28 protein-coding genes are annotated in these 22962 nt (G+C 70.4%); 3 read left to right on the top strand and 25 right to left on the bottom strand.

Going from position 1 to position 22962, the window contains the following annotated elements:
- Entirely contained in the window at positions 1-1074 is a 1074-nt protein-coding gene (locus IO33_RS0121410; protein WP_031167374.1) for a thiamine ABC transporter substrate-binding protein, read from the bottom strand.
- 213 nt (positions 1075-1287) lie between these two features.
- Entirely contained in the window at positions 1288-2394 is a 1107-nt protein-coding gene (gene rlmN / locus IO33_RS0121405) for a dual-specificity RNA methyltransferase RlmN (RefSeq protein WP_031167372.1), read from the bottom strand.
- A 129-nt stretch (positions 2395-2523) separates the two neighbouring features.
- Here rlmN and IO33_RS0121400 point away from each other — a divergent pair, with 129 nt between their 5' ends.
- Complete coding sequence (locus IO33_RS0121400; RefSeq protein ID WP_031167371.1) at positions 2524-2964, top strand: VOC family protein; 441 nt, start codon at positions 2524-2526, stop codon at positions 2962-2964.
- Positions 2965-3059: 95 nt separating this feature from the next.
- On the opposite strand, the gene IO33_RS0121395 is transcribed toward IO33_RS0121400, so the two are convergent.
- Together IO33_RS0121395 and IO33_RS51735 are read right to left on the bottom strand one after the other, a co-directional pair.
- Positions 3060-3359, bottom strand: a complete 300-nt coding sequence (locus IO33_RS0121395; RefSeq protein ID WP_031167369.1) for a hypothetical protein — start codon at positions 3357-3359, stop codon at positions 3060-3062.
- Between the two features lie 79 nt (positions 3360-3438).
- Complete coding sequence (locus IO33_RS51735) at positions 3439-3936, bottom strand: hypothetical protein (protein ID WP_031167367.1); 498 nt, start codon at positions 3934-3936, stop codon at positions 3439-3441.
- A 181-nt stretch (positions 3937-4117) separates the two neighbouring features.
- On the opposite strand from IO33_RS51735, the gene IO33_RS0121385 reads away from it, so the two are divergent.
- Entirely contained in the window at positions 4118-4768 is a 651-nt protein-coding gene (locus IO33_RS0121385) for a YceI family protein (RefSeq protein ID WP_031167365.1), read from the top strand.
- 78 nt (positions 4769-4846) lie between these two features.
- Here IO33_RS0121385 and IO33_RS0121380 read toward each other — a convergent pair whose 3' ends face one another.
- The 5 genes from IO33_RS0121380 to rpsB form a co-directional block, all read right to left on the bottom strand.
- Positions 4847-5992: a phosphatidate cytidylyltransferase gene (locus IO33_RS0121380; protein ID WP_078963822.1), complete on the bottom strand. Its 1146-nt coding sequence runs from the start codon at positions 5990-5992 to the stop codon at positions 4847-4849.
- Positions 5992-6549: a ribosome recycling factor gene (frr, locus tag IO33_RS0121375; RefSeq protein ID WP_014675285.1), complete on the bottom strand. Its 558-nt coding sequence runs from the start codon at positions 6547-6549 to the stop codon at positions 5992-5994. Before frr ends, IO33_RS0121380 begins: the two co-directional genes overlap by 1 nt.
- Positions 6550-6724: 175 nt before the next feature.
- Positions 6725-7483: a UMP kinase gene (gene pyrH, locus IO33_RS0121370; RefSeq protein WP_031167360.1), complete on the bottom strand. Its 759-nt coding sequence runs from the start codon at positions 7481-7483 to the stop codon at positions 6725-6727.
- Positions 7484-7710: 227 nt separating this feature from the next.
- On the bottom strand, positions 7711-8547 hold the full coding sequence (gene tsf, locus IO33_RS0121365; RefSeq protein WP_031167357.1) for a translation elongation factor Ts: 837 nt from the start codon (positions 8545-8547) through the stop codon (positions 7711-7713).
- 149 nt (positions 8548-8696) lie between these two features.
- The gene (rpsB, locus tag IO33_RS0121360) at positions 8697-9602 is read right to left on the bottom strand and encodes a 30S ribosomal protein S2 (protein WP_031167355.1); all 906 of its coding nucleotides are present in this window, start codon (positions 9600-9602) and stop codon (positions 8697-8699) included.
- A gap of 273 nt (positions 9603-9875) precedes the next feature.
- On the opposite strand from rpsB, the gene IO33_RS0121355 reads away from it, so the two are divergent.
- Positions 9876-10463, top strand: coding sequence for a M23 family metallopeptidase (locus IO33_RS0121355; protein ID WP_245235844.1), 588 nt, complete (start codon positions 9876-9878; stop codon positions 10461-10463).
- A 48-nt stretch (positions 10464-10511) separates the two neighbouring features.
- On the opposite strand, the gene IO33_RS0121350 is transcribed toward IO33_RS0121355, so the two are convergent.
- From IO33_RS0121350 to rpsP, 16 genes are all read right to left on the bottom strand, one after another.
- Positions 10512-11069 (bottom strand): TetR/AcrR family transcriptional regulator, encoded by a 558-nt coding sequence (locus IO33_RS0121350; RefSeq protein WP_031167350.1) that lies wholly within the window; start codon positions 11067-11069, stop codon positions 10512-10514.
- 118 nt (positions 11070-11187) lie between these two features.
- Positions 11188-12030 carry an RNA polymerase sigma factor WhiG gene (gene whiG / locus IO33_RS0121345; RefSeq protein WP_031167347.1) on the bottom strand — a complete coding sequence of 281 codons (843 nt, stop codon included), beginning with the start codon at positions 12028-12030 and terminating at the stop codon, positions 11188-11190.
- A gap of 322 nt (positions 12031-12352) precedes the next feature.
- Positions 12353-13513 (bottom strand): DNA-processing protein DprA, encoded by a 1161-nt coding sequence (gene dprA, locus IO33_RS0121340; RefSeq protein WP_031167345.1) that lies wholly within the window; start codon positions 13511-13513, stop codon positions 12353-12355.
- Complete coding sequence (locus IO33_RS0121335; RefSeq protein WP_031167344.1) at positions 13510-15135, bottom strand: YifB family Mg chelatase-like AAA ATPase; 1626 nt, start codon at positions 15133-15135, stop codon at positions 13510-13512. The genes dprA and IO33_RS0121335 overlap by 4 nt, the downstream gene beginning before the upstream one ends.
- Position 15136: 1 nt before the next feature.
- Positions 15137-15532 carry a YraN family protein gene (locus tag IO33_RS0121330; protein WP_107069347.1) on the bottom strand — a complete coding sequence of 132 codons (396 nt, stop codon included), beginning with the start codon at positions 15530-15532 and terminating at the stop codon, positions 15137-15139.
- Between the two features lie 58 nt (positions 15533-15590).
- Positions 15591-15899: a DUF2469 domain-containing protein gene (locus tag IO33_RS0121325; RefSeq protein WP_003965949.1), complete on the bottom strand. Its 309-nt coding sequence runs from the start codon at positions 15897-15899 to the stop codon at positions 15591-15593.
- A 56-nt stretch (positions 15900-15955) separates the two neighbouring features.
- Positions 15956-16480, bottom strand: coding sequence for an NUDIX hydrolase (locus IO33_RS0121320; RefSeq protein WP_031167341.1), 525 nt, complete (start codon positions 16478-16480; stop codon positions 15956-15958).
- The gene (gene lepB / locus IO33_RS0121315; RefSeq protein ID WP_031167338.1) at positions 16470-17222 is read right to left on the bottom strand and encodes a signal peptidase I; all 753 of its coding nucleotides are present in this window, start codon (positions 17220-17222) and stop codon (positions 16470-16472) included. Before lepB (IO33_RS0121315) ends, IO33_RS0121320 begins: the two co-directional genes overlap by 11 nt.
- A gap of 172 nt (positions 17223-17394) precedes the next feature.
- Positions 17395-18375: a signal peptidase I gene (gene lepB / locus IO33_RS0121310; protein ID WP_167349461.1), complete on the bottom strand. Its 981-nt coding sequence runs from the start codon at positions 18373-18375 to the stop codon at positions 17395-17397.
- On the bottom strand, positions 18263-19354 hold the full coding sequence (gene lepB, locus IO33_RS0121305) for a signal peptidase I (RefSeq protein WP_031167550.1): 1092 nt from the start codon (positions 19352-19354) through the stop codon (positions 18263-18265). Before lepB (IO33_RS0121305) ends, lepB (IO33_RS0121310) begins: the two co-directional genes overlap by 113 nt.
- Positions 19347-20048, bottom strand: a complete 702-nt coding sequence (gene lepB, locus IO33_RS0121300; RefSeq protein ID WP_031167334.1) for a signal peptidase I — start codon at positions 20046-20048, stop codon at positions 19347-19349. The genes lepB (IO33_RS0121305) and lepB (IO33_RS0121300) overlap by 8 nt, the downstream gene beginning before the upstream one ends.
- A 45-nt stretch (positions 20049-20093) precedes the next feature.
- On the bottom strand, positions 20094-20444 hold the full coding sequence (rplS, locus tag IO33_RS0121295) for a 50S ribosomal protein L19 (RefSeq protein ID WP_019760519.1): 351 nt from the start codon (positions 20442-20444) through the stop codon (positions 20094-20096).
- A gap of 135 nt (positions 20445-20579) precedes the next feature.
- On the bottom strand, positions 20580-21413 hold the full coding sequence (gene trmD, locus IO33_RS0121290) for a tRNA (guanosine(37)-N1)-methyltransferase TrmD (protein ID WP_031167330.1): 834 nt from the start codon (positions 21411-21413) through the stop codon (positions 20580-20582).
- Entirely contained in the window at positions 21410-22000 is a 591-nt protein-coding gene (gene rimM, locus IO33_RS0121285) for a ribosome maturation factor RimM (RefSeq protein WP_031167328.1), read from the bottom strand. The genes trmD and rimM overlap by 4 nt, the downstream gene beginning before the upstream one ends.
- Before the next feature lie 82 nt (positions 22001-22082).
- Positions 22083-22322, bottom strand: a complete 240-nt coding sequence (locus IO33_RS0121280) for an RNA-binding protein (protein WP_003973401.1) — start codon at positions 22320-22322, stop codon at positions 22083-22085.
- A gap of 5 nt (positions 22323-22327) precedes the next feature.
- Complete coding sequence (rpsP, locus tag IO33_RS0121275; protein ID WP_023546467.1) at positions 22328-22747, bottom strand: 30S ribosomal protein S16; 420 nt, start codon at positions 22745-22747, stop codon at positions 22328-22330.
- Positions 22748-22962: the final 215 nt, after the last annotated feature.

Raw genomic sequence — 22962 nt, 5'->3', positions numbered from 1 at the left:
CTACTTCAGTACGAGCGAGGTCCACGACTTGACCCACTGGTCACGGTTGGCGGCGATCCTGCCGGGGGCCATGGTCTCGGGGTGCTTGGCCTGCGGGCCGTACTGTGCGAACTCCGGCGGCACCTGGGCGGCCTTGCGTACCGGGTAGACGAACATGTTCAGCGGCATGTCGTCCTGGAACTCCTTGGTGAGCAGGAAGTCGAGGAACGCCTTGCCGCCCTTGGTGTTCTTCGCGTTGCTCAGCAGGCCGGCGTACTCGGTCTGCCGGAAGCAGGTGCCGTACGACACGCCGGTCGGGGCGGTGCTGGGCCGCTTCTTGGCGTAGATGACCTCGGCGGGCGGGGAGGAGGCGTACGACACCGCCAGCGGGCGGTCGCCACCCGCCTTCCTGCCCTCCGACGAACCCGAGAACTCCTGGTAGTAGGCCTGCTCCCAGCCGTCGACGACCTTGACGCCGTTGGCCTTCAGCTTCTTCCAGTAGTCCTGCCAGCCGTGGTCGCCGAACCGGGCGGCGCTGCCGAGCAGGAAGCCGAGGCCCGGCGAGGAGGTCGCGGCGTTCTCGGTGACGAGGAGGTTCTTGTACTGGGGCTTGGCGAGGTCGGCGAAGGACTGCGGCGGGGTCAGCTTGTGCTCGCTGAAGTAGGCCTTGTCGTAGTTGACGCAGATGTCGCCGGTGTCGATGGGCGTGACGCGGTGCTTGTCCTGGTCGACGCGGTACTGGGGCAGGACCAGGTCGCCGCCCTTGGGCTCGTACGGCTGGAAGAGCCCGTTGTCCAGGGCACGGGAGAGCAGGGTGTTGTCGACGCCGAAGAAGACGTCACCCTGCGGGTTGTCCTTGGTCAGGATCGCCTTGTTGACCGCCTGCCCGGCGTCGCCGTCCTTGAGGACCCTGACCTTGTACCCGGACCGCTTCTCGAAGTCCTGGAGCACGTTCTTGGAGACGGCCCACGAGTCGTGGCTGACGAGGGTCACGGTCTTGGAGTCCGCGGACGACGTACTCCCACCGGAACCGCACGCGGACAGGCTGATCAGGCCGAGCCCGACCGCCACGGCCACGAAGGTCTTGTTCTGCACTGGATGTCCTCCTGGGGTTGGCCAGGAAGAGACGCGGCCCTGCCCGGGCTCCGTGGGAGGAGCCCGGGCAGGGCGCAACAGCTTGAGTGATGACCGAACTCCCTACCCAGAATGACCTGGGCGAGGTTCAGAGGGTCTGCGGCCCTGTCCGCCGCACTCTCAGCGCTGTGGCGCTCCCCTGTCGGAATATGAAGATGTGTGGACGTGGCCAGATTACCGCTCGGTGGCCGCGAGCTGACCACAGGCTCCGTCGATCTCCTGACCACGGGTGTCCCGGACCGTGACCGGCACACCATGAGCGGCGATGGCCTCCACGAACGCCTTCTCGTCCTCGGGCCGCGAGGCGGTCCACTTGGATCCCGGCGTCGGGTTGAGCGGGATGAGGTTGACGTGCACGGGCTTGCCCCTGAGCAGCCGGCCGAGCCGGTCACCACGCCAGGCCTGGTCGTTGATGTCGCGAATGAGCGCGTACTCGATGCTCAGCCGCCGCCCGCTCTTCTCGGTGTACTCGAAGCCGGCGTCCAGCACCTCGCGCACCTTCCACCGCGTGTTCACGGGGACGAGGGTGTCGCGCAGTTCGTCGTCGGGCGCGTGCAGGGAGATCGCGAGCCGGCACTTGAAGCCCTCGTCGGCGAACCGGTGGATGGCCGGCACGAGCCCGACGGTGGACACGGTGATCCCGCGCTGCGACAGCCCGAGCCCGTCCGGGGCGGGATCGGTCAGCGCGCGAACGGCGCCCACGACCCGCTTGTAGTTGGCGAGCGGCTCGCCCATGCCCATGAAGACGATGTTGGACAGCCGGGCGGGTCCCCCGGGCACTTCCCCGTCCCGCAGGGCCCGCATCCCGTCCACGATCTGGTGGACGATCTCGGCGGTGGACAGGTTCCGGTCGAGCCCGGCCTGTCCCGTGGCGCAGAACGGACAGTTCATGCCGCAGCCGGCCTGCGAGCTGATGCACATGGTGACCCGGTCCGGGTACCGCATCAGCACGGACTCGACGAGCGTCCCGTCGAACAGCCGCCACAGCGTCTTGCGGGTGGCCCCCTGGTCGGTGGACAGATGCCGTACGACGGTCATCAGCTCCGGGAACAGCGCTTCCTGCAGCTTGGCGCGCGACCCTGCGGGGATGTCGGTCCACTGCTCCGGGTCGTGCGCGTACCGCGCGAAGTAGTGCTGCGAGAGCTGCTTGGCACGGAACGGCTTCTCACCGATCTCGGCCACCGCGTCCTTGCGCTCGGCGGGTGTGAGGTCGGCGAGATGCCGCGGCGGCTTCTTGGCTCCGCGCGGGGCGACGAAAGTGAGTTCTCCGGGCTTAGGCATGGCCTAACCAGTGTCGCAGATCATTTTTGGGGGTTCGGCGGTGTGCGGATGTCGAGAACGTGCCACCGGCTCCGTCCCGGGGACAGCAGCGGCCACCACCGGCCGCACGAGGAAGAAGGAGAGGCCGGCATGGCGATTCAGCGGATGGACAACGTCGGGATCGTCGTCGAGGACATGGACGCCGCCATCGCGTTCTTCGTGGAACTCGGTATGGAGCTGGAGGGCAGGGGGGAGGTCGAGGGTCTCTTCGCCGACCGGTGCACCGGACTCGACGGCGTCCGCTGTGACATCGCGATGCTCCGGACCCCGGACGGTCACAGCCGGCTCGAACTGGCGAAGTACCGCAGCCCCGCGGTGATCGGCGCCGGGCCGCGCAACCGGCCGCACAACATCGTGGGCACGCACCGCGTCATGTTCGCCGTCGACGACATCGAGGACACCGTTGCCCGCCTGCGCCCGCACGGCGCCGAACTCGTCGGCGAGATCGCCCGGTTCGAGGACAGCTGTCTGCTCTGCTACCTCCGCGGCCCAGAGGGCATCATCGTCGGACTGGCCGAGCAACTGCGCTGAGCAGGACGAACCGCACCAGGCAGCCGAGGCTCTCGGGTGCCTACCGGCGGGTAACGCCGCCGACGCGGATTCGGGCCGCCGAACCGCACGAACCCTCACGCTGTGTCGAAGTCCGACCGGGGCCGGACCTCCACGACGAAGTCCGCGTCGCTGATGTCGCCCTCCTCGTCATGCCAGAGGAAGACCCGCACGTGCATCGCGTGGTGGAGGCCGGTCCGCTCCCACTCGGTCATCAGGTCCGCGACGATGCGGCCGATGGCGTGCTTGGCTCCCTCGGCCGAGTCGGGGGCGGTGATCGCGCCCTGCCACCGGTCGGGGTCGCTGCCGTAGGGGCGCCAGCCCTCGGAGCCGTGCGGCTCGAACACCCGGTACGCCCAGTCCGTATTGGTGTTCATAACTCCGATCCTGTCACCGGGAGGGGCCTCATGCGCCGCATCGGATCGGCACCCGCTCCGGCCCCGCTGAGCCGCTCACTCAGCGTGACGGCCTGGAAGATCGCGGGCTGGCGCTGAGCCGGTGCTTCGCGGCGGCCGTCAGCTCGTCGAGGCGCTGCGCCAGCGGATTCAGATCCGGGGCGAAGTCCCCCTTCGCCACCTGACCCAACACGGCGGCGATCTCCCGATCGAGCCTCGCCGTGGCCGAGCGCACCTCGTCACTGTCGATGTCCGCCTGGGCCATGTCCCAGGTCGCGTGGCACGCGCTGTGGTGCAGCATCGCTTCGTCCTGGATCTGCTGCCGGTGCCCGGGGGAGTCCGACGCGCTGATCACCTGCGGTAGCCCAGCCACCCAATCCCTTGCCGCGCACACCTGCACGAACTGCTGGTGGACGGCTTGTCGCTGAGCTCTGAGCCCCGAGTCCTCGTCCCTGCGGCGCTGTCTCAGAGTCCTGATCGCGTAGTGGGCCGTGGCCCCGCAGAAACCTCCGCCAAGGGCTCCGCCGAGGCCTGCGAGCACCGTATCGAGCCTGATCACACCTCCCAGTGAACGGCTTGGGGCAGGACGTACGGCGTTCCACGCCGAACGGATCACCCGTTGTGCCCGCAGACACACGCGGCCGGTGGAGCCGAGACGGCTGTGAAGTTCTGCTGACGAACGGTCGGGTTTCCTGGTCGGGCCTTGTCCCACCCCGTGGGCTGACGTAACCAGATGAGCCATGAACCTTTTCGGCCGCAACTCCTTCCAGCGGCGCGCGCAGCCGTCCCCCGCTCCCGTGGCGACCGCCGCCCCGGTGGCCAGTGCCACCGCCGTACTGCCCGACCCGGAGCTGGCGGGCCTCACCGGCGAGTGGCTGATCGACCCGGCGCACAGCAGAATCGGGTTCTCCGTGCGGCACGCGATGGTGACGACCGTCCGCGGTGCTTTCACGCAGTACGAGAGCCGTCTGTACTTCGACGGCCGCGACCCGGCCCGTTCCCGCGCCGACCTCGTGCTGTACACCGCCAGTGTCGACACCGGTGTCGAGCAGCGTGACGCCCACGTGGCGGGCCGCCAGTTCCTGGACGCGGCGACGTACCCGCGGATGACCTTCACGAGCACCACCGTGCGGCTCGCCGGCAAGGACGTCTACCTCATGACCGGCGATCTCACCATCAGGGACACCACCCGCCCCGTCGACCTGGAGCTCACCTACATCGGCCATGTCACCGACGCGTTCGGTGACGAGCGGGTGGGATTCGACGGCACGACCACCATCAACCGGTCCGACTGGGGGCTGACCTACGACGCCAGACTGGTCCAGGGCGGATCCATGGTGAGCGAGAAGGTCCGACTCCAGTTCGACATCGCCGCCATCCGCGCCACCTGAGACCGCATTCGGCCGGTCACGGCGACGGGCCCCCGTCCTGCACACAGGACGGGGGCCCGGAGGCGTACGACACGGAGGTCAGGCGGAACCTACGAAGATCACCAGCAGCAGCCAGACCACCGGCGCGGTGGGCAGCAGCGAGTCGAGCCGGTCCATGATGCCGCCGTGGCCGGGGAGCAGGGTGCCCATGTCCTTGATCCCCAGATCGCGCTTGATCATGGACTCGCCGAGGTCGCCCAGCGTGGCGCTGGCCGCGACCGCGAGGCCCAGCAGCAGGCCCTGCCACCAGGTGCCGCCGTCGATCAGGAACTGCATGCACAGGGCGCCCGCCACCATCGCGAACAGCACCGCGCCGAGCAGGCCCTCGCGGGTCTTGCCGGGGCTGATGCGCGGGGCCAGCTTGTGCTTGCCGAACCGCCAGCCGACCGCGTACGCGCCGGTGTCGCTGACGACCGTCAGGAGGAGGAAGGTCAGGACCCGCCACGGCCCGTCCTTCGCGGTCAGCGTCATCGCGACGAACGTGGCCAGGAACGGCACGTAGAAGGCGGCGAAGACGCCCGCCGTGACGTCCTTGAGATAGCCCTCCGGCGACTCCGTCATCCGCCAGACCAGGGTGGCCAGGGCCGTCAGCGCCATGGCGACCCACGCCCCCTCGGCGCCGCGGACGTACCCGGCGACGACCATGGCCGCACCGCCGACCGCGAGCGGCACCAGCGGCGCCTTGATGCCCTTGCGCTCCCGCAGCCTGCTGGTCAGCTCCCACAGCCCGACGACCACGGCGACGGCGATGACGCCGACGAACGCGGGCTTCCAGACGAACAGGGAGGCGACGATCACCACACCGAGCCCGACCCCGACCCCTATGGCCGCGCTCAGGTCACGGCCCGCGCTCTTCTTCCGCGGCGCTGGCGCCGCCTGCTGGGCGTCGGGCATGGGCTCCGGATTCTGGTTCTCGGCCGGGACGGTCCGGACCGGCGCGGGCTCGGGGCGGAACTCGTCCTGGAACAGGGAGCCGCTCACCCGAGCGGCCCGCCGGTCGTCGTCCTGGGCTCCGCCGTAGGCGGCTTCGTCGGGCACGATGGGCATGGGGCGAGTGTGCTGCGCCTTGGGCGCATCGTACGCGGGACCCGCCGGGGCGGCCCCCTGGACAGGCCCACCCTCGGTGGGCCCCCAGTAGCGGGCCTGCCCCGCCGGTGGCGGCGCCCCCCAGGAAGAGTCGCTCATCAGACTTCGAGCAGTTCCGCTTCCTTGTGCTTCAGGAGCTCGTCCACCTGGGCGACGTACTTCGCCGTGGTGTCGTCGAGCTCCTTCTCCGCACGACGGCCCTCGTCCTCGCCGACCTCGCCGTCCTTGATCAGCTTGTCGATGGCGTCCTTGGCCTTGCGGCGCACGGAACGGATCGAGACCTTCGCGTCCTCGCCCTTGCCCTTGGCGACCTTGATGTACTCGCGGCGACGCTCCTCGGTCAGCTCGGGGAACACCACCCGGATGATGTTGCCGTCGTTGCTGGGGTTGACGCCCAGGTCGGAGTCGCGGATCGCCTGCTCGATGTTGCGCAGCGCGCTCTTGTCGAACGGCGTCACGACCGCCATGCGCGGCTCCGGCACGGAGAACGAGGCCAGCTGGTTGATCGGCGTCGGGGCGCCGTAGTAGTCGGCCACGATCTTGTTGAACATCGCCGGGTGCGCACGGCCGGTGCGGATCGCGGCGAAGTCCTCCTTGGCGACCACGACGGCCTTCTCCATCTTCTCCTCGGCCTCGAGGAGGGTCTCTTCGATCACCACTTGCTCCTGCGTGTCTTGAGTAAGGCCCGGCTGCGGTTCCTCTGTCGGGCGGCGGCCGGCTGCGTCGCGTCTTCTTCCTGCACGGTTCCCGACCGGCAGGACATTGTCCATCCCCCGGCCCGGGTCCGGCCCCCTTACAGGGCCGCACACCACCGGCCGGGTTGATCCCGGGTCAGTCCCGGCTGCCCTGGTCACCCACCAGGGTGCCGATCTTCTCACCCTTGACGGCGCGGGCGATATTGCCCTCCGCGAGAAGCTCGAAGACGAGGATCGGGAGCTTGTTGTCGCGGCACAGCGTGATGGCGGTGGCATCGGCGACCTTGAGGTCGCGGGTGATGACCTCGCCGTACCCGAGGGCGTCGAACTTGACCGCGTCCGGGTTGGTCTTGGGGTCGGAGTCGTAGACCCCGTCCACGCCGTTCTTGCCCATGAGCAGCGCCTCGGCGTCGATCTCCAGGGCGCGCTGGGCGGCGGTGGTGTCGGTGGAGAAGTACGGCATGCCCATACCGGCGCCGAAGATGACCACGCGGCCCTTCTCCAGGTGGCGCACGGCGCGCAGCGGGATGTACGGCTCGGCGACCTGGCCCATGGTGATGGCGGTCTGCACCCGGCTGTCGATGCCCTCCTTCTCCAGGAAGTCCTGGAGGGCGAGGCAGTTCATGACGGTGCCGAGCATGCCCATGTAGTCGGAGCGGGCCCGGTCCATGCCGCGCTGCTGGAGTTCGGCGCCGCGGAAGAAGTTGCCGCCGCCGATGACGACCGCGATCTCGGCGCCGTCGCGCACGACGGCTGCGATCTCGCGGGCGATCTTGTGCACCACGTCCGGGTCCACGCCCAGGCCCCCGCCACCGGAGAAGGCCTCTCCGGACAGCTTCAGCAGAAACCGGCCGCGTACTTTGCCGTCGTCGCTCTTCTGGGCCTTGGTGGTCATGGGGATCCCGCCTCTTTCACGTGTTGCACATACGAAGAAGGCCATTGCCGATGGGGTCGCTTTTCGCTCCCATGCGCGGCAATGGCCTCCTCGTCAGATCTGCTGCCGTCCGCCCCACGCCGGGGTGTGGCGGTGTGCGCGGACGACTGCTTACGACCCTATCGGGATTCCTCCCGGGATTGTTCCCGGAATCCCTCCGTGGGCCGTGCGTCGATCACGGTACGGACTCAGATGCCGACCTTGATGCGCGAGAAGCGCTTCAGGGTGACACCGGCCTCGTCCAGCACCTTCTGGACCGACTTCTTGTTGTCGAGCGCGTACGGCTGGCCGAGCAGCGTGGCGTCCTTGAAGAAGCCGTTGAGGCGACCCTCGACGATCTTGGCGATCGCGGCCTCGGGCTTGCCCTCGGCGCGGGTGGTCTCCTCGGCGATCCGACGCTCGGACTCGACGACGTCGGCCGGCACCTCGTCCTTGGAGAGGTACTTCGGCGCGAAGGCGGCGATGTGCTGGGCGATGCCCTTGGCGACCTCGGCGTTCGGCTTGTCCAGCTCGACCAGGACACCGATCTGCGGGGGCAGGTCGGGCATGGTGCGGTGCATGTAGGCGAGCACGAAGCCGTCGGCGAACTGCGCGAAGCGGTCCAGGACGATCTTCTCGCCGAGGTTGGCGTTGGCCTCGTCCACGAACGCCTGGACGGTCTTGCCGGCCTCGATCTCGGAGGCGAGCAGGGCCTCCAGGTCGGCCGGGTTCGTCTTCGCGACGTGCTCGGCGATGGCGTTGGCCACGGCCTGGAACTTCTCGCCCTTGGCGACGAAGTCCGTCTCGCACTTCAGCTCGACCAGGACGCCGGAGGAGTTGTCGTCGGCGATGATGGAGACCACGGCGCCGTTCTCGGCGGAGCGGCCCTCGCGCTTGGCGACGCCCTTCTGGCCCTTGATACGCAGCGCCTCGACGGCCTTCTCGACGTTGCCCTCGGCCTCGTCCAGCGCCTTCTTGCAGTCCATCATGCCGGCGCCGGTGAGCTCACGGAGCTTCTTGACGTCGGCGGCGGTGTAGTTCGCCATGAGTCTGTGAGTCTTTCTCGAAGTCTGGAGGTGTCAGATCCGCACGGTTCGTGATCCACATGTAGCCGCGGATCCCGTACGCGGTGCCGACCTACGGGTGAACAGCGGGGGCGGACTTGATGTCACCGCCCCCGCTGTCAACGCTGACGTCAGGCCTGCTCGCCCTCGGCGGCCTTCTCGCCCTCGGCCGGAGCGGCCTCGGCGGCAGCCTCAGCGGCCGGAGCGGCCTCGGCAGCAGCCTCAGCGACCGGAGCGGCCTCGGCAGCCGGAGCCTCGTCCTTCTTCTCACCCTCGAGCAGGTCGCGCTCCCACTCGGCGAGCGGCTCGCCCGCGGCCTTCTCGCCCTTGTCACCGGTGGCGACGCGCGAGCGGCTGATGAGGCCCTCGGCGACGGCGTCGGCGATCACGCGGGTGAGCAGGGTGACGGAGCGGATCGCGTCGTCGTTGCCCGGGATCTTGTAGTCGACCTCGTCGGGGTCGCAGTTGGTGTCGAGGATCGCGACGACCGGGATGTTGAGCTTCCGGGCCTCGCCGACCGCGATGTGCTCCTTCTTGGTGTCCACGATCCAGACGGCGCTGGGCACCTTCTGCATCTCGCGGATACCGCCGAGGGTCTTCTCCAGCTTGGCCTTCTCGCGCGAGAGCACGAGAAGCTCCTTCTTGGTCAGACCGGACGCGGCGACGTCCTCGAAGTCGATCTGCTCAAGCTCCTTGAGGCGCTGCAGACGCTTGTAGACGGTCGAGAAGTTGGTGAGCATGCCGCCCAGCCAGCGCTGGTTGACGTAGGGCATGCCGACGCGGGTGGCCTGCTCGGCGATGGCCTCCTGCGCCTGCTTCTTGGTGCCGACGAACATGACCGTGCCGCCGTGGGCGACGGTCTCCTTGACGAACTCGTAGGCGCGGTCGATGTACGACAGCGACTGGAGCAGGTCGATGATGTAGATGCCGTTGCGCTCGGTGAAGATGAAGCGCTTCATCTTCGGGTTCCAGCGACGGGTCTGGTGACCGAAGTGGACGCCGCTCTCCAGCAGCTCCCGCATCGTGACGACGGCCATGGCCGTATCTCCTTGGTGTTCTCGGTTGTGCCGCGGATGCCGGACGGCTCCCGCGCCTGACGCCCGCGACGCGCCTTGCCGCTGAGGACCGAGAGGCGCTGACACCGACCGCTGGGCGGACTGGTGTCGGGGCGTGCGAAGTCGACCCGGTGACCCGGATCGCCAGAAGAAGTGTACGGGACCGCCGGGGCGCCGGGTGACGCCGCTGTCCACAACCGGGGCGTGGTCCACAGGCTCCGGCCATGATCGGCGGGGATGCGGGACGGTGGCCGCATGCGACGAGCGATGCGAAATGCCCTGGTGTCGGCGGGTCTGCTCCTCGGCCTGGGGCCGGTGGCCCTGCTGTCCCCCGGGGCCTGGGCGGACGCCCCTGCGCCGGCCCCCGGTCCACCCTCCCGGCCCCCGGTCCCGGCGGTCGCGCGCATCTGGCCGGTGGGCGTACGCCCCTTGGTGTTACGGGGCTGGGAGCCCCCGGCGACGGTGTACGGCCCCGGCCACCGGGGCGTGGACCTGTCCGCGCCCGCCGGTGCACCCGTCCGCGCGGTCTCGGCCGGCCGGGTGACGTTCGCGGGCCGGGTGGCGGGGAAGGGGGTGGTCTCGGTCGGCCTGGCGGGCACGGATCTGCGTACGACGTACGAGCCGGTGACTCCGTCGGTGCGCAAGGGGGACACCGTGGGGCCGGGCGAGGTCGTGGGGGCGGTGGAGCCGACGGGGTCCCACTGCGGTGCGGCGACCTGCGTCCACTGGGGTCTGCGCCAGGGTGAGGCCTACCTGGACCCCCTGTCCCTCCTCCCGCCCTGGCTGCTGCACGGGGGGCCGCCGAGACTGCTGCCGGTGCTGGGCGTGCCCCTGCCGGGGTAGCGCTCGCACGGCGGCCGCCGTGCGAGCGCCGCGCCGCCGTGGCCGGGCTCAGCCTCTGACGCCTCGCAGCACCATGGCCACCGCCGCGTCCGTCACCACGGAGGGATCCTCGGCGGCACCGAGCTCGATGCGCCGCACCGCCGCGTCCACGACCCCCTGCAGCAGCATCGCCGCCAGCCGGGGCTGCTCGTGCCCCATCTCGCCGAGCGCCTCGGCGATCATCGCGACCAGTCCCCCGTGCGCGGCCCGGATCTTCTCCCGCGCCCCGGCGTCCAGCTCGCTCGCGGAGATGGCCACGACCGCCCGGTGCCGCCGGTCCCCGACCAGCGCCAGCTGCTGCCGGACATAGGCCTCGACCTTGCCCTCGGCGGACGGCGCGCGCTCCATCGCGGCAGCCACCTCGGCCGCCCACAACGGGAAGTCGACCTCGCACAGCTCCTCGACCACGGCGGCCCGCGACCGGAAGTACTCGTACACGGACGACCGCGCCAGCCCCGTCCGCTCGGCCAGCGCGGGAAAGGTCAGCGCATCGGTTCCGCCCTCGGACAGCAGGGACCGCGCCGCGTCCAGCAGGGCGGCTCGCTGCATCGACCGGTGCTCGGCCACGGAGGCCGCTCGAATCCTTGGCACGTCAACCACTTTACGGAGGACCCCACCCGAACGGGAGCCACTCACCACCGCGCCGCCGGTCTCTCTTGTGGCGCCGGGCGCCGGCGCCGGCGGCTCAGCGCCCGAAGCTCGCCAGCTTGGCCCGCAGCTGCAGGACCGACTTGGTGTGGATCTGGCTGACCCGGCTCTCGGTGACACCCAGCACGTTGCCGATCTCGGCGAGGGTGAGCCCCTCGTAGTAGTAGAGGGTGACCACGGTCTTCTCCCGCTCGGGCAACGTGTTGATCGCCCGCGCGAGAAAGCGGCGCAACTCCCGGTCCTCGGCCACCTCCACCGGGTTGTCCGCGGCGGTGTCCTCCAGCGTGTCCATGAGGCTGAGCCGGTCCCCGCCCTCACCGCCGACGTGCAGCAGCTCCTCCAGCGCGACCACGTTGGCCAGCGACAGCTGGCTGAACACGGCGTGCAGCTCGTCGACCTCCATGCCCAGCTCCGCGGCCACCTCGCCCTCGGTGGGGGTGCGCCGCAGCCGCGCCTCCAGCGTGGCGTAGGCCCGCTCCACGTTCCGCGCCTTCTGCCGCACCGACCGCGGGATCCAGTCCAGCGCCCGCAGCTCGTCGATCATCGCGCCCCGGATCCGGGTGATCGCGTACGTCTCGAACTTGATCTCCCGGTCGATGTCGAACTTCTCGATCGCGTCGATCAGCCCGAAGACGCCCGAGGAGACGAAGTCGGCCTGCTCCACATTGGGCGGCAGCCCCACGCTCACCCGCCCCGCCACGTACTTCACGAGCGGCGAGTAGTGCAGGATCAGCTGCTCCCGCAGCCGCTCGTCCCCCGTCGCCTTGTACGACCGCCACAGCTCGTCGAGCGTCGAGGGAGCGGGCGGCCGCACGCTGCCACCGTCGCGAGCGGCTGGGGGGATCGCCGCCCGGTCGGACCCGGAGGTGTGCTGGGGCATTCGTCGCCTTGTGCCGTTCTGCCGTGAAGTGCCGTGAAGTGCTGTGAAGAAGGGGAGAGTGGGACGGGGTGCGGGGAAGCGGGCTGACTGGGTGGGCTGTCGGTCTGGTGTCGAGTTGGCGGGATCTGTGCGGTCGCCTTCGTGAGCGTAGCGTGACTGAGCTGTCGCGGTGTGCGAACACCGAGGCACCACCCGTGCGCGGGGCGCTCCCGCCGGCCTCGCGCGCGCCTTCCGCGGCTCGCTCTGCGTGACCGGTCGGAGCGCCAACTCCGGGAAACCTCAAGGGCGTCGGGCATTCCCCCGGACGGCCGAACACGCTCGGTCAGCACGGACGGTGACCCCTGCGGACCGACATCACGGCCTGGCGTGTCAACTTCCAGCCGTCGCCGTGTCGTTCGACGTATCCAAGTGCTCGGAGTTCGTACAATCTCGCGATCGCCTCGTCCCGCGTGGTCGGCGTGCCGAGCGCGATCTCCTCGGCGGTCGCCGCGCGGTTGCCGGGCAGGGCGGCGAGGACCGCCCGGACCGGGGGTTCCAGCAGGTCGCGTGGGAGGACGGGGCCCCTGCGGGCCGGCGCCAGCTCACCCATGTCACCCACGAGTTCCACGACTTCCGCCGCATCGGTGACCAGCGTTGCCTCACCGCGCAGCAGTTCGTGCACGCCGGCGGAGAGGGCGCTGGTGGCGGGGCCGGGCACGCCCATGGTGAAGCGTCCGAGGCGGGCCGCGGCCCGCGCGGTGGCCAGCGAGCCGCTGCGCGCGGCGGCCTCCACGACGACGGTGCCCGTGGTCAGCGCGGCGATGACGCGGTTGCGCAGGATGAACCGGCTCGGCGTCGGATGGTCGCCCGGGGGCAGCTCACCGACCACCAGTCCCTGGTCCGCGATCCGGCTGATCAGGGCGGCGTGACCGCGTGGGTACGGCCGGTCGACGCCGCAGGCCAGGACGGCGGCGGTGGCCCCGCGGGCGGCGAGGGCGCCTCGGTGGGCGGCGCCGTCGATGCCGTAGGCGCCGCCCGAGACCACGACCCAGCCGCGCTCGGCGAGTCCCGCGGCGAGGGTGGCGGCCATATGGGTGCCGTACTCGGTGCAGGCACGGGCCCCGACGACGGCCACCGACCTGAGCGCCCACATCCGCAGACTGGGCCGCCCGCGCACCCACAGCCCGGTCGGCCGGGCGTCCCCGAGGTCATCGAGCTGCCGGGGCCACTCCGCGTCGTGGGGGCCCACGAACCGCGCCCCGGCGGCCCGCGCCGCCGCGAGATCCCGCTCCGGCTCGGCCCGCCGGGCCCGCTCGACCAGCCCGGCCCACCGCGCCTCGCTCACACCCGGCAGGGCCCGCACGCCCTCCCGTAACCGGCGCACCACCTCCCCCGCCCCGAGCTCCCGGACCCAGCGCCCGCCGGCCTCGTCCCCCGGCTCCAGAACCCGGCAGAGAAGGACCCGCCCGAGCAGCTCGTCCCCGGGGCCCTCGTCCGTGGTCATGTCAGTGCCCCGATGGCCATCGGCACTCCTCGGGGGACCCCGGTGCGCAGTTGGAGGGCCAGGGCGACGTCCGTAGCGTCCGGACGGTCGTGTCCGGCGAGGTCGGCGACCGTCCAGGCGACGCGCAGGACCCGGTCGATGCCGCGGGCGGTGAGCACGCCCCGCTCAAGGCTGCGCTCGGCCTCGCCCATCGCGCCGGCCAGGGGGTGGTAGCGGCTGCGCAGCTCCCGGCCCGGCACCTCGCTGTTGGTGCGCCACGGGGTTCCCGCCAGGCGGGCCGCCGTACGCTCGCGGGCCTGCCGCACCCGCTCGGCCACGGTCGCCGTGGACTCGCCGCGGGCCCCGGGTTCGGTGAGCTGGGCACGGGTGACCGGGTCGACCTCGACCCGCAGGTCCACCCGGTCCAGCAGGGGACCGGAGAGCCGGGACTGGTAGCGGCGGATCGCCGACGGCGGGCACTCGCACAGGGAGTCGCGCAGCGAGAAGCGTCCACAGGGGCAGGGGTTGGCCGCCAGCACCATCAGGAAGCGGGCCGGGAAGCGGACGACACCGGCGCTGCGCGCGATCACGACGTGCCCGGACTCCAGCGGCTGGCGCAGGGCGTCCAGGGTCTGGCTGCGGAACTCGGGCGCCTCGTCCAGGAACAGCACGCCGCGATGGGCGAGGGAGACCGCGCCGGGCCGGGCGATGCCGGGGCCTCCGCCGACGAGTGACTGCATCGTGGCCGAGTGGTGCGGGGCGCAGTAGGGGGCGACGTCGATGAGCGGCTTGCCCGGCGGCAGCAGCCCGGCCACCGAGTGCACCGCCGTGACCTCGAGCGAGTCCGCCCTGGTGAGCCGGGGAAGGACGGCGGGGAGCCGTTCGGCGAGCATGGTCTTGCCCGCGCCGGGCGGTCCTTCGAGGAACAGGTGGTGTCCGCCGGCGGCGGCCACCTCCACGGCCGTGCGGGCCGAGGTCTGGCCCACGACGTCCGCCAGGTCGTGATCGTGGTCGTGCTGCGCGGCACCGACGCTGTGCATGCCGGTGGCCGCGCCCGTACCGGGCATGCGCAGGCCCGCCAGGAGGGGGTCGGGACGCCCTTGCCCGTCCGGTTCCTCCTCGGGGACGGGCTCTTCGGTGAGGACCGCGACGAGCTGCCGCAGACTGCGGACGCCGAGCACCGAGACCCCGGGGACCAGCGAGGCCTCGGCGGCGGCGCACTCCGGTACGACCACCTGCTCGTAGCCCGCGTCGGCCGCGGCGAGGACGGCCGGCAGGATGCCGCGGACCGGGCGGACCCGGCCGTCCAGGCCGAGCTCCCCGATCATGACGATGTCCGCGAGGACGCGCGGATCGATCCGTTCGGCGGCGCCGAGCACCGCGCAGGCGACGGCGAGATCGAAGCCGGAGCCGGCCTTGGGCACCGACGCCGGGCTGAGGCCGACGGTGAGCTTCTTCGACGGCCAGGCCGCGCCGGAGTTCACCACGGCGGCCCGGACCCGGTCGCGGCTCTCCGTCAGGCTCTTGTCCGGGAGGCCGACCAGGGTGAAGGCCGCGACTCCGGGTTCCAGGTCGGCCTGGACCTCTACGACGACGCCCTCCACGCCGACCAGGGCCACCGAGCAGGTGCGGGCGAATCCCATGTCAGGCCACCCCCCGCGCGTGCTCGACACAGGGGGCGCCGCGGCGGGGCAGCAGGACGCCGATCAGGTCGATGCGGACGCCGCCCGGCGGGGCTCCGCCGTGGGCCTGCGTCCAGCGTTCGGCCAGGCCGCGCAGGCGTTCGGCCTTCTCGGGTGTGATCGCGGCCATCGGATGCTGGAAGGTCCCGCCCCTGCGGGTCTTCACCTCGCACACGACGAGGACGTCCCCGTCCCTGGCCACGATGTCGATCTCGCCGGACCTGCCGGAGCGCCAGTTGCGCCCCAGGATCGTCATTCCGCCCTCGGCCAGCCGCCGGGCGGCCAGGTCCTCGCCGTACCTGCCGAGTCCGTTGCGTGCCCTGCTCATGTCGGCACCACCTCCGGCGCCAACGGTCACGCATCCGGCCGAGCGGTGTTGATCTTGGTGGACCACCCGGCCGTTGTGGAAAACCCCGTCACCCGCCCGGCAGCTCCAGGTCGCTCTTGTTCAGCTCCTCGATGTTCACGTCCTTGAACGTGAGGACCCGGACCTGCTTCACGAAGCGCGCCGGCCGGTACATGTCCCAGACCCAGGCATCAGCCATCGACACCTCGAAGAACACCTCACCCTGGACCGAGTGCACCTGCATCTCGTAGTCGTTGGTGAGATAGAAACGCCGCTCGGTCTCGATCACGTATTTGAACAGACCGACGACATCTCGGTACTCCCGGTAGAGCTTCAGCTCCATCTCGGTCTCGTACTTCTCGAGGTCCTCGGCGCTCATGGCATGTTCCCCTTCAGCCGTGCGATCCCCCCATTGTGCGCCAGTCCGACGAGTCCTCAGACGATTTCCGGGTCGAGGGTCACAGGACTGTCCGGGGGACCTTCGTCGAGCAGCGTGCGCAGCAGCTCGGCGAGTCTGGTCGGATACACCGTCTCACGTGACCGGGTCAGTTCCTGACACGTCCACCAACGCGCTCCGGCGACACTGCGCCGCTCCAGCTCCGTGAGCCCCGTCGGCGCGGTCGCCGTCTGCGCCGTACGGGCCAGGTAGTACCACTCGTCCTGGTCCCAGCGGCGGCCCGCGAACGGGAAGGAGCATCTGCGCCGCCACAGCACCGGGCCGAGTTCGACGTCGGTGATGCCGGTCTCCTCGGCGAGTTCCCTGAGCGCGGCCTCCTCGCGTGTCTCGGCGCCCTCCAGGCCCCCGCCGGGGGTGAACCACCAGTCGTCGGCCTTGTCGTCCGGCTCATGGCCGTGGAGCAGAAGGATGCGGTCCTCGGGATCGAGGAGGACCACCCGGGCGACCTTGCGCAGGCCGCCCTCGCAGGAGGCCTCGCAGGTCCGCGTGGACTCAGCGGACACCGGCCGCCTCCGGGCGGGCACTGCCGGCACGCGAGCGGCCCATGCGCTTGGCGATCGGGCCATAGGCGCCGCCGGCCAGGACCAGGACGGCGCCGGCGGCGATCAGCAGCTCGATGGTGGGCAGCGGCCCGGGCTGCGAGAGGGTGCCGAGCGCCTCGAAACCGGTGGGGCGCTTGAGCGGGCCCTTCCAGGGCCACACGACGGCGTCCACCCGCGCGGTCACGGCGTCCCGGGAGACCGTGCCCTTGGCGGCGTCGGTGAGGTGGGCGCTGGAGTCCAGGGAACCCTGGCGCTCGTCACCGAGGAGGAACAGACGGCCCTCGGGGACCGTCACCGTCGGGATCTTCTTGTTCTCGGCCAGGCTGCCCTTGGGCAGATAGGGCTCGTCGATCTGCTTGCCGTTGACGGTCAGCTTGCCGTCGGTGCAGCAGGAGACGGTGTCGCCGCCGACCGCGACCACGCGCTTGACCACCTTGGCGCCGGTGACCCAGCTCTTGTCCTCGAAGACGACGACGTCACCGCGCTTGACCTCGCCACCGTCGACCTTCTGCGCCAGCACGCGGTCACCGGTGTCGATCGTGGGGGTCATGGAGCTGGTGGGCACGGTGTACGGCCGGTAGCTCACCGCCGCCCAGCCGAAGCCGCCGAGGAACAGCAGCAGGCCGAGGGCGACGGCCAGGCCGGAGAGCCTTCCGCCCCAGTCGGCACCAGAGTTTCCCTTGCCACGCCCGGCTTTTGTCATGTCTACTCCCGATCCCGCGCCTCGCGCAGAGCACCATATCGCGCCAGGTGAACAGCTGGGGCGGTCCCCTCGGATCGAAATCCGAGGGGACCGCCCCATGCACTGCCGCAGTACTCGACCAGGCGCGGACCCCGGTGCCCTGAGGAACCCGGTCGGCGCGGTCGCGCCGCGGCTACTTCCCGGCCGTGGCCTTGGCGCGCACGCGGCGCCGCCACAGGGCCACCGGCACGAGAGCCGTGAAGGCGAGCCCCTGCGGTGCGTACGGAAGCGCGGCCGCGGCCGCCTTGTCGTTCAGCCCGGGCTGGTCGAAGGTGTCCGGGACGGGCAGCGTGCCCCAGCGGTTGATCGGCCAGGCCTTGACGATGGCGCGACCGACGACGTCCTTCACCGGAACCATGCCGTGGTACTTGTCGGACTGGTTGTAGCGCGAGTCACGGGAGTTCTGGCGGTGGTCGCCCATCACCCAGATGTACCCCTTGGGGACCGTCACCTTGAACTGGCCGCCCAGCTCGTCGTCCGTGCACGGGGTGTTGCCGGGGTAGACGTACGGCTCGTTCAGCGCCTTGCCGTTGACCAGCAGCGGGCCGGTGTTCTTGCACTGCACGGTGTCGCCGCCGACCCCGATCACGCGCTTGATGAGGTCCTTCTCGTTGGCGGACGGCATCAGGCCGATCCAGCTGAGGACCCGCTGCACCGGGTTCGGGGTCGGTGTCGGCTCGCCGTTCAGCCAGCCGCTCGGGTCGTGGAAGACGACGACCTCGCCGCGCTCCGGCTCGGAGCCGAACCAGGGGGTGAGCTTGTCGACCAGGACGCGGTCACCCACCTGGAGGGTGTTCTGCATCGAGGCGGACGGGATCGAGAACGCCTGCACCAGGAACGTCTTGATCAGCAGCGCCAGGACCAGCGCGATGACGACGAGGATGGGCAGCTCCTTCCAGAAGGAGCGTGGCTTCCTCGGCCTGCCGGGCGCATCGCCCGTACGCGCGCCCTCGGTCGTCGGCCGCTGCCCGTCCTCCGGCCCGCCGTCGGCGCCCGCTGGTTCATTCTCTGAGGTCATGTCGCCGTCCGGCACGGGGGCGTTCGCTTCCACGGGGTGCCCGCGGTGCTCCTCGCCGTCGTGCCCCGACCGTGCGCCAACCGCCACGTCCCCCACGCCAACTCCTTACTCTGTGCCGCCGCCTGCCCCACATACGACGCAGGCCCACCACTCCCATAACGAGCGGGAGTTCCGCAGGGGTCGGGAGCTCGGTCATTCCGTTCGGATTCTCGGAGGTAACCCTATGCGACGCCCGGGGACCGGCGGTCGTACGCGACACGGAGTCGGTGACGCTTGCGAAGGTTTTAGGTTCCCGCAGACGTGTCCAGTGGCCGACCGGCCAGCCGATGACGACGGCCCGGCCGACGACGGACTTCTCGGAGACCGTGCCGCCGTAGTCGGTGTTCTGGTGCGCGCGGGAGCCGGCGGAGTTGGCGCGGTGGTCGCCCATCACCCACAGCCGGCCCTTGGGGACGGTGATGTCGAAGGGCGTGGCGGACGGCTCGTTCCCCGGATAGAGGTAGTCACCTTCCGTCAGCGGTACGCCGTTGACGGTGACACGGCCCCCCGCGTCACAGCACTTGACGTGGTCGCCGCCGACCCCGATGACCCGCTTGATCAGGTCTTTCTCATTGTCGGACGGCAGCAGGCCGATGAAGGTGAGGCCTTCCTTGAGCTGCTTGACGACGACCGGGTCGTGCTTCTTGGTCGTCTGCTCGTCGGCCAGCCAGCCGCCCGGATCGTGGAAGACCACGACGTCCCCGCGCTGCGGCTTGGAGCCGAACCACGGGGTGAACTTGTCGACCAGGACGCGGTCGCCGATCCGGATCGTCTGCTCCATCGAGCCGGACGGGATCACGAAGGCCTGGACGAGGAAGGTCTTCAGGACCAGCGCTATGAGGACGGCGACACCGACCAGAAGGGGGATCTCCCGGACGGCTGAACGCCGGCGCTTGCGTTTGACCTTGCGCTGCAGTTTCCGCCGCTCCGCGCGCGTACGGCCGCCGCTGGGCGCGGAGGCGCGGCGCGATCCGGTGGGCAGCAGATTTTCGGCGGGGCTGCTGGGCACCCCGCGCGGCTTGCCGCGGTTACCCATGGGTGCCCTCCGCCGCGGCGGCGGGCACGCGCGCGTAGGCGGACGGCCGGGTCAGGTGCGTCCAGTGGGCTCGGGGCCACAGGATCCAGTCGGCGCGGCCGATGACGTCAACGACCGGGATCATGCCGCCGCCGGGCGAGCCGAGATGGTCCCGGGAGTCGCTGGAGTCGCTGCGGTGGTCACCGAGGACGAACAGGCGGCCGGCGGGCACGGCGATGTCGAAGGGCACGCTGGAGGCACCGTCCCCCGGATAGAGGAACGCCGACTCGTCGACCGCGCGGCCGTTCACCTCGATCCTTCCCTCCTTGTCACAGCAGACGACATGGTCTCCCCCCACCCCGACGACGCGCTTGATGTAGTCCGCGTCCCCGAAATACCCCGTGCCGTCGAACACGATCACATCCCCGCGGCGCGGCTGAGCACCGAAACGGTACGCCAACTTATTTACGAGAACGCGGTCGCCGATCCTCAAACCCTGTTCCATGGATCCGCTCGGAATCTGGAACGGTTGCACCACGAAAGCGTTGAGGACCAGCAAAAACACCAGGCAGACGAAGAGGGTGAGGGTGATCCGGCCGCCCGGCAGCCAGTCGGTGACCCTCGCCACCAACGCGAAACGCGACCGTTCCTCCGGCCCCGGGGAATCCGGGTGGGAGGAGCGGTCGCGTTTCGTCGGCTGTGCTTCGGTGTCCATCGGAGCGAGATGCTATCCCGCCCCGCCATGGATCCCGGCGAGCGCTCAGCTCTCGCGCTTCTCCTTGATCTTCGCGGCCTTGCCGCGCAGGTCACGGAGGTAGTACAGCTTGGCGCGACGCACGTCACCGCGGGTGACGAGCTCGATCTTCTCGACGATCGGGGTGTGCACCGGGAAGGTGCGCTCGACGCCGACGGAGAACGAGACCTTGCGGACCGTGAAGGTCTCGCGGACACCGGCGCCCTGGCGGCGGATCACAACGCCCTTGAACTGCTGCACACGGGAGCGGTTGCCCTCGATGACGCGGACGTGGACGTTGACGGTGTCACCCGGGCGGAAGGCCGGGACGTCGCTGCGCAGCGACGCGGCGTCGACGGAGTCGAGCAGGTGAGACATTTCGTCTGCTTTCTTCGCTGATGCCACAGGTCATCAACGGAAACTAGGTGTTTGCACGAAGCCGTGTGCGGGTCGGGGCGGACGTCGTCTCCCCCTGTGGCAGGGGCGCACGCCGGACGGACACACAACAGCGGTCTATTCTTCCACGCCCTCGGCCCGCCGCCAAAATCGGCCGTACGGCTCCCCCTCCGGGTCGGGCTCCCAGCCCAGGATGGAGAGCATCTCGCGGTCCTTCTTGTCGAAGGCCTTGGGATCGCAGCGCTCGATCAGGTCGGGCCGGTTGGCGGTCGTGCGCCTGAGGGCCTCGTCGCGGCGCCAACGGGCGATCTTGCCGTGGTGGCCGCTGAGCAGCACGTCGGGGATGTCCCGGCCGCGCCAGACGGGCGGCTTGGTGTAGACGGGGCCTTCGAGGAGGCCGGCCATCGCGCCGGGTGCGAAGGAGTCGTCGCGGTGCGACTCGGCGTTGCCGAGGACGCCGGGCAGCAGCCGGGCGACGGCCTCCGTGACGACCAGTACGGCGGCCTCGCCGCCGGCGAGCACGTAGTCGCCGATGGAGACCTCGTAGACGGGCATTCGGGTCGTGTACTCGTCCATCACACGCCGGTCGATGCCCTCGTAGCGGGCCGGCGTGAAGATCAGCCAGGGGCGCTCGGAGAGTTCGACGGCCAGTTCCTGGGTGAAGGGCCGGCCGCTGGGGGTGGGGACGATCAGCGCGGGGGCCTGGGCACCGCTCTCGTAGCCGTCAGCGAGGACCGTGTCCAGGGCGTCGCCCCAGGGGTCGGTCTTCATGACCATGCCGGGGCCGCCGCCGTACGGGGTGTCGTCGACCGTGTTGTGGCGGTCGTACGTCCAGTCCCGCAGGTCGTGCACATGGACGTCGAGCTGCCCGCGCGCGCGTGCCTTGCCGACGAGGGAGACGTCGAGGGGCTCCAGATACTCCGGGAAGATCGTGACGACGTCGAGCCTCATGCGTCTTCCCCGGCTTCTTCCCCGGACCCCGCCCCTGCTTCTCCCCCGGTGTCCTCCCTCGGGGAGGCGATCTCGGCGCGGTCGTCGATCAGGCCCGGCGGCGGGCTGATGACGGCCTTCTGCTCCTCCAGGTCGATCTCGGTGACGATCTCCTCCACGAAGGGGATCAGCACCTCGCTGCCGTCGGGGCGCTCCACGATGAACAGGTCCTGGGAGGGCAGGTGCGAGATCTCGGTGATGCGGCCGACCTCCTCACCGTCCTCGGTGACCACGTCGAGGTCGATGAGCTGGTGGTCGTAGTACTCGTCCTCACCCTCGGGCAGTTCCTCCGGGTCGATCTCGGCGATCAGCAGGGTGTTGCGCAGGGCCTCGGCCGCGTTGCGGTCGGTGACGCCCTCGAAGCGCAGGAGGAGGCGGCCGCTGTGCACGCGGCCGGCGGCGATGGTGAGCGGTCCGGCGGAGGACGGGTCGGTGGCCAGGACGGCGCCCGGGCCGAGCCGCAGCTCGGGCTCGTCGGTGCGCACCTCTACGGTGACCTCGCCCTTGATGCCGTGGGCACGGCCGATCCGTGCGACTACCAGCTGCACTGTGCTTGATCTCCTGTCATACGACTGCGGGCCGGGGACGGCCCAGTGGCCCTCCCCGGCCCGAGCCGGTTGCGATGAAGCGTCAGCGGACGTGGTCCACGTCGACCAGGTCGACGCGGACACCGCGACCGCCGATGGCGCCCACGACGGTGCGCAGGGCACGCGCGGTACGGCCGTTGCGGCCGATCACCTTGCCGAGGTCGTCCGGGTGGACCCGGACCTCGAGCACGCGCCCGCGGCGCAGGTTGCGCGAGGCGACCTGCACATCGTCAGGGTTGTCGACGATGCCCTTCACGAGGTGCTCAAGCGCCTCTTCGAGCATGCTGCTCAGGCCTCGGTCGACTCGGACTCAGCCGCGGCCTCGTCCTTCTTCTCAGCCTTCTTCTTCTGGGTGATCGCCTCACCCTTGCCCTCGTCGTCACCGCCGAGAGCCTCGAACGACGGACGGGCCGGCTTCGGCTCGGCGACGAGCAGCGGCGCGGGAGCCGGCTCGCCCTTGAACTTCTGCCAGTCGCCGGTCTTCTTCAGGATGGCGAGAACGGGCTCGGTCGGCTGCGCGCCGACACCCAGCCAGTACGCCACGCGGTCGGCGTCCACCTCGATGACCGACGGGTTGTAGGTCGGGTGGTACTTGCCGATCTCCTCGATGGCCCGGCCGTCACGGCGGGTACGGGAGTCGGCGACGACGATGCGGTAGTGAGGCGAACGGATCTTGCCCAGACGCTTCAGCTTGATCTTGACTGCCACGGGAGTGGATTCTCCTGGATTTGACGTGGTTGGGCACGGCGAGACTGCCGCGTGGGGTTGCGGTACCCGAGTGCCCGATGGACGCGTCAGCCGGAGGAGAGAGGGGTCCTGTGCGGCTGTCGAGTACAGCTAGCCATTGTGCCACACCCGGCGGGGCGCCTCCGGCCGAGGGTGTGTGAGCCGCGCTCGGGCATGGCTGGGAGGCACCCGGCGTG

This window comes from Streptomyces durhamensis (assembly GCF_000725475.1).
Classification (GTDB): Bacteria; Actinomycetota; Actinomycetes; order Streptomycetales; family Streptomycetaceae; genus Streptomyces; species Streptomyces filipinensis.
Note: the sequence above shows the minus strand (reverse complement) of the source record. Positions and strands in the feature narration are given on the sequence as shown.